Source organism: Streptomyces roseochromogenus subsp. oscitans DS 12.976 (assembly GCF_000497445.1).
In the GTDB taxonomy this organism is placed as follows: Bacteria; Actinomycetota; Actinomycetes; order Streptomycetales; family Streptomycetaceae; genus Streptomyces; species Streptomyces oscitans.
On record NZ_CM002285.1, the window covers coordinates 2,534,477 to 2,540,678 of the forward strand.

General features: G+C 72.2%; 4 protein-coding genes and 1 pseudogene. All 5 read right to left on the minus strand.

The window, feature by feature from the left end:
• Positions 1-1,544 (minus strand): annotated as a pseudogene (locus M878_RS60790) (trypsin-like peptidase domain-containing protein); the annotation flags it as partial.
• A 626-nt stretch (positions 1,545-2,170) separates the two neighbouring features.
• Entirely contained in the window at positions 2,171-3,076 is a 906-nt protein-coding gene (truB, locus tag M878_RS60795) for a tRNA pseudouridine(55) synthase TruB (RefSeq protein ID WP_023546359.1), read from the minus strand.
• Positions 3,073-3,543, minus strand: coding sequence for a 30S ribosome-binding factor RbfA (gene rbfA, locus M878_RS60800; protein ID WP_023546361.1), 471 nt, complete (start codon positions 3,541-3,543; stop codon positions 3,073-3,075). Before rbfA ends, truB begins: the two co-directional genes overlap by 4 nt.
• Positions 3,544-3,595: 52 nt before the next feature.
• Positions 3,596-3,889, minus strand: a complete 294-nt coding sequence (locus tag M878_RS60805) for a DUF503 domain-containing protein (protein ID WP_023546363.1) — start codon at positions 3,887-3,889, stop codon at positions 3,596-3,598.
• Between the two features lie 207 nt (positions 3,890-4,096).
• Positions 4,097-6,202: translation initiation factor IF-2 (gene infB / locus M878_RS60810; RefSeq protein ID WP_078630252.1), on the minus strand; the 2,106-nt coding region annotated here is incomplete at its 5' end.

Consider the following 6,202-nt stretch of genomic DNA (forward strand, 5'->3'; position numbering starts at 1 on the left):
GCGTACGGCCGCGCCGCGCAGCCCGCTCTCGGCGGCGAGCCGGACCGCGATCCGCAGACACATCAGGTCCAGGTGCGCCGCGAACACCTCGTGCCGGTCGACGGGCGCGGCGACCGGGGCGTCCGGGGCGGCGGCCCGGACCTCGGACAGCAGACGGAGGGTGAGCGGATGCCGGGCGTCGCGGTCGGTGAGGACCCCGTCGGGGATGCCGTACCGGGCACGGGCCGCGCGGGCCTCGTCCGCCGTGAGGTCGGGGAGGCGCAGGCAGGGTGGAAGGGGGTGGGGGCAGGGGCGGTCAGCTCGGCGGTGGCCGCAGCGCCCGCGGAAGCTGCCGGTGCCGGCGGAACCGTCGCAGGCGCCGGGGAGTACAGCAGGTCGGCGGGGAATTCCGCTCCGGCGCGCTCCCAGTACTCCTCCCGGCAGGCCACCACCAGGCGTGCCCCGGTCGTGCGCAGCCAGGCGGCCGTTCCCCTGGTCCACTCGGGCAGGCGGTGGGCCAGGGCGGGGGGCATCTCCTCGGGGCCGTCGAGGAGGAGCAGCAGCGGGCGCCCGGCCAGCGCGGCGAGGCGGGCCAGATGCTCGGGGCCGAGATCGCCGAGGTCCCCGGTGTCGACGGAGCGGGCGGCGGCGACGATCCGGGCGGCCCGCTCCAGGGTGCGGCGGGCGGCGTCGGCCACGGAGTCGTCGGCGTCCTCCAGGTCGGCGCCGCGCAGCCACAGCGTCGGGGCGGGGCGTTCGCCGCCGGCCCGGCAGGCGGCGAGGGCCGCGAGTTCCGTCGTACAGCCGCTGCCCGAGTCGCCGACGAGCCCGAGCACGGTCCGGTCGCCGGCTGTGAAAGCAGCCAACTCCCTTACGACACCGTGGCGTTCGACCGGTTCCACGGCGCCGGCGAGAAAACCGTGCGGGCCGTTCTGGCCGACCGAGGTGGCGGTCAGCTGCTGGATCCCGGCCAGGTTGAGGTCGGCGCCGTAGGCGGGCACGGTGGCCGCGTTGCGGGCCAGCAGTTCGGCGAGGGGGCCGTCTGCGGGCCGGAGCGGCACCGCGAAGCCCGTGTCGCGCTGGTCGGAGTGCAGGGCGGTGCCGAGGACGCCGAGTACCGCGCCGGTCTCCGCGTCGAGGACCGGTCCCCCGGCCGCTCCGCCGCCCAGCCTCAGCGCGTCCCGGCCGGCGGTGCCGATGGCCAGCTCCAGTGCGTCCGGCAGGAGGTGGAAGCGGTCGGTCGCGGTGTACGTCACCTCGGTGGCGGCCAGCACCCGCGCCTCCCGCCAGCAGCCCGCCGGGATCCGTACGTAGGTCCCGGCCTCGATCCGCTCCCGCACGGTCAGCGGCAGCGGCTCCAGGCCCAGGCCCTCGGTACGGACCAGGGCCAGATCGAGGTCGGGCAGCGGGGTGACGGCGTCGGCGCCGACCACACAGGTGAGGTCGCCCGCGGTCTGCAGCACCAGCCGGACCAGGCCGTCTACCGCCTCGTGGCTGGTGAGCAGCGTGCCCTGGTGATCGACGAGGAACCCGACGCCTCGGGGGCGGCCGGCGAGGTCGCGGATCTGGACGAGGGGCGGGGAGGTGTCGTGAGGCGGACGGGGTGCATGGGGGGTGTGGGGTGGACGGGGGGCGGCTGTGGTGCCGGTGGTGTGCCAGGTACCTGTGGTGTAGCCGGTACCGGTGGTGTAGCCGGTACCGGTGGTATCCGCTGTGCCGGTAGCGCCGTCCGTGCCGGTGAAGTGACCCGTGCCCGTGGTGTAGCCGGTGTCCGTGGTGCCCCCGGTCTCCGGCTCCGCACGGTCCCCACGTACCCGTCGGATGCCGTCCGCCGTCTCCCGCGTACCGTCCGCCGCCGCCCGGCGAGCGCCCCCGGTGCGCGGGCCCCGTCCCGCCATGGCCGTACCTCCCCGCCCGTACCGCGTGCCCTGTCTCGACCCCTGTCTCGACGGTAGGCGCGCGATGATCGGCGGGACCAGATCGCGCGGCGAACGCGCCCCCTTCCGCTCCCCTGGTTCACTCCGAGCGCCTGCCCGGACGGGTGAATAGGCGGGAGCCCGTGGATAACCCTAGAGGTGGGGGAACCGAGGGGGGACCGTGGAGCGGCGGCAGGGGCCCACCCCGTGGCCTGCCGCCGCTCCACGGACGACCCCGTCCGGGGACCCCTGCCGAGGGGGCTTGGCGGGATGGCTCAGCCGAAGACGGCCAGGCTCTTGGCCTTGCCCTTCTGTTCCTCGACCAGCGCGAGGAAGCGGCCCTCGGGGTCGAAGACGGCGACGGGACCGGCGCCCGCGTACTCGTCGGGCATGTCCAGCCGGACGCCGTTCAGCAGCAGCCGGGCGCGCCGGGCGTCCACCTGCCAGCCCCGGAACGCGGCCGCGGCGGCCTCCGCGATCGGCATCACGGTCAGCTCCTGCTGGAGCTGGTCCAGTGTCCTCGCCGTATCGATCTTGTACGGCCCGACGCGCGTCCGGCGCAGCGCCGTGAGGTGGCCGCCGACGCCCAGGTCGGCGCCCAGGTCACGGGCGAGGGCACGGATGTAGGTGCCGGAGGAGCAGACCACGGAAACGACCAGGTCGAGGACCTGGGTGCCGTCGTCGGCGACGGCGTCCCGGACGTCGTACACCGTGAACGAGGAGATCGTCACCGGCCGGGCGGGGATCTCGAAGTCCTCGCCCTCGCGGGCCCGCTTGTACGACCGCACGCCGTCGATCTTGATGGCGCTGACCTTGGACGGTACCTGCATGATGTCGCCGGTCAGCTTGGCGATCCCGGCGTCGATGGCGTCCCGGGTCACCTTGGACGCGTCGGTGGACGAGGTGATCTCGCCCTCGGCGTCGTCGGTGAGCGTGTTCTGGCCCAGGCGGATGGTGCCCAGGTACTCCTTCTCCGTGAGGGCGAGGTGCCCGAGGAGCTTGGTGGCGCGCTCGACACCGAGGACCAGGACGCCGGTCGCCATCGGGTCGAGGGTGCCGGCGTGGCCGACGCGGCGGGTCCTGGCGATCCCGCGCATCTTGGCGACCACGTCGTGCGAAGTGAAGCCCGACGGCTTGTCGACGATGACGAGGCCGTCGGGCGTGGTGTGCTTCTGGGTCATTCCGCGGCGTCGCCGTCCGTCTCGGTCGTGTCGGCGGCCTCGTCGTCGGCCGGCTTGCGGTACGGGTCGGCGCCGCCCGCGTAGGACGCGCCCGCGGAGGCCTCGCGGACCTTCGCGTCGGACTGCCGTGCCTTGTCGAGGAGGTCCTCGATGGTCCGGGCGGTGTCCGGCAGGGCGTCCGCGACGAAGGTGAGGGTCGGCGTGAACTTCACGCCGGCCGCGCGGCCGACCTCGGAGCGCAGGATGCCCTTGGCGCTCTCCAGGCCCGCCGCCGCGGCCTCCCGCTCCTCGTCGTCGCCGTAGACCGTGTAGAAGACGGTCGCCTCCCGCAGGTCACCCGTGACCCGGGTGTCCGTGATGGTGACGTGCGTGCCGAGCCGCGGGTCCTTGATCCCGCGCTGCAGCTTCTGGGCCACCACCTCCCGGATGAGGTCCGCCAGCCTTTTCGCCCGCGCGTTGTCGGCCACTGGTCCGTCTCCCGTTCTTTCTTCTTCTTTGCGTTCTGTGGTCTGGTCGTCGTCAGTCGTCTTCGCCGTGGAAGCGGCGTCGGACCGACAGCAGCTCCACTTCGGGGCGGCCGGCGACCAGCCGTTCGCACCGGTCCAGTACGTCGGTGAGGTGCGCCGCGTCGCCGGACACCATGGCGAGGCCGATGACTGCTCGCCGGTGGAGGTCGATGTGGTCCACCTCGGCCGCGCTCACCGCGAACTTGCGCTGGAGTTCGGCGACGATCGGGCGGACGACGGAGCGCTTCTCCTTCAGCGAGTGGACGTCGCCTAGGAGGAGGTCGAAGGACAGAGTCCCCACGTACATGTTTTTTGCCGGGTTTACCCGCCGGTACGGGATCGATGGCCCCGGGTCCGTGTGGCCGGGGACATCAAGAACGGTACCGCGTCCCTGCCGGGGGCTCGACAGGGTTTCGGTGCCGTGGGCTGCAGCACGGGCCGGGGGCGGAGCCCCCGGTAACGGCACGCTGGCCGACAGGACCAATGATCCCGTCGGCCAGCGACAAACCCGGCGTTACGCCCGCGGCTTCTCCCGCATCTCGTACGTCGCGATGACGTCGTCCACCTTGATGTCGTTGAAGTTGCCGAGGTTGATACCGCCCTCGAACCCTTCGCGGATCTCGGTGACGTCGTCCTTGAAGCGACGCAGGCCCTCGATGTTGAGGTTCTCCGCGACCACCTTGCCGTCGCGGATGAGGCGGGCCTTGGTGTTGCGGCGCACCTCGCCGGACCGGATGAGGACACCGGCGATGTTGCCCAGCTTGGACGACTTGAAGACCTCGCGGATCTCCGCCGTACCGAGCTCGACCTCCTCGTACTCCGGCTTGAGCATGCCCTTGAGGGCCGCCTCGATCTCCTCGATCGCCTGGTAGATGACCGAGTAGTACCGGACGTCCACACCCTCGCGCTCGGCCATCTGCGCCGCGCGGCCGGCCGCGCGGACGTTGAAGCCGATCACGATGGCGTCGGAGCCCATGGCCAGGTCGATGTCCGACTCCGTGACCGCACCGACGCCGCGGTGCAGGACGCGGATGTCGACCTCTTCGCCGACGTCCAGCTGGAGCAGGGAGGACTCCAGAGCCTCGACCGATCCGGACGCGTCGCCCTTGATGATCAGGTTCAGCTGCTGGACCTCGCCGGCCTTCAGCACCTTGTCCAGGTCCTCCAGCGACACACGGCGCGTGCGCTTGGCGAAGGCCGCGTTCCGCTCGCGGGCGGCGCGCTTCTCGGCGATCTGACGGGCCGTACGGTCCTCTTCGACCACCAGGAAGTTGTCGCCCGCACCCGGGACGTTGGTCAGGCCCAGGACCTGGACCGGCGTCGACGGGCCGGCCTCGGCGACGTTGTTGCCGTTGTCGTCGAGCATGGCGCGGACCCGGCCGTAGGCGTCGCCCACGACCATCGTGTCGCCGACCCGCAGCGTGCCTCGCTGGACGAGGACCGTCGCCACGGCACCGCGGCCGCGGTCGAGACGGGACTCGATCGAGATGCCCTGCGCGTCCTGGACCGGGTTGGCCCGCAGGTCGAGCGAGGCGTCCGCGGTGAGGATGACGGCCTCCAGGAGGCTGTCGATGTGCAGACCCTGCTTGGCGGAGATGTCGACGAACATCGTGTCGCCGCCGTACTCCTCGGCCACGAGGCCGTACTCGGTCAGCTGACCGCGCACCTTGGTCGGGTCGGCACCCTCGACGTCGATCTTGTTGACCGCGACGACGATCGGGACGTCGGCCGCCTTGGCGTGGTTCAGCGCCTCGACCGTCTGCGGCATGACGCCGTCGTTGGCCGCGACGACCAGGATCGCGATGTCGGTCGACTTCGCACCGCGGGCACGCATGGCGGTGAACGCCTCGTGACCCGGGGTGTCGATGAAGGTGATCTTGCGCTCTTCGTCGTTGACCTCGGTCGCGACCTGGTAGGCACCGATGTGCTGGGTGATGCCGCCGGCCTCGCCCGCGATGACGTTCGTCTTGCGGATGGCGTCGAGCAGCCGGGTCTTGCCGTGGTCGACGTGACCCATGACGGTGACGACCGGCGGACGGACCACCAGGTCCTCCTCGTCGCCCTCGTCCTCGCCGAACTCGATGTCGAAGGACTCGAGCAGCTCGCGGTCCTCCTCCTCGGGGCTGACGATCTGAACCTGGTAGTTCATCTCGTCGGCGAGGAGCTGCAGCGTCTCGTCGGAGACGGACTGCGTGGCCGTGACCATCTCGCCGAGGTTCATCATGACCGCGACGAGGGACGCCGGGTTGGCGTTGATCTTCTCCGCGAAGTCGGTGAGCGACGCGCCACGGGAGAGACGGATGGTCTCGCCGCCGCCGCGCGGCAGCATCACGCCGCCGACGCTCGGGGCCTGCATGGCCTCGTACTCCTGGCGACGCTGCCGCTTCGACTTGCGGCCACGACGCGCCGGACCACCGGGACGGCCGAAGGCGCCCTGCGTGCCACCACGGCCGCCGGGACCGCCGGGACGGCCACCGAAGCCGGGACGGCCACCGCCGCCACCAGCGGGACCACCGGGACGACCGGCGAAACCACCGCCGCCACCGCCACCGGGACCAGCGGGACGACCGGCGAAGCCGCCGCCATCGCCGCCACCGGGACGACCGGCGAAGCCGCCGCC

Coding starts and splice junctions, on each gene's coding strand:
- M878_RS60805 (WP_023546363.1), bottom strand. CDS start 3,889: ATGTACGTGGGGACTCTGTCCTTCGACCTCCTCCTAGGCGACGTCCAC.
- truB (WP_023546359.1), bottom strand. CDS start 3,076: ATGACCCAGAAGCACACCACGCCCGACGGCCTCGTCATCGTCGACAAG.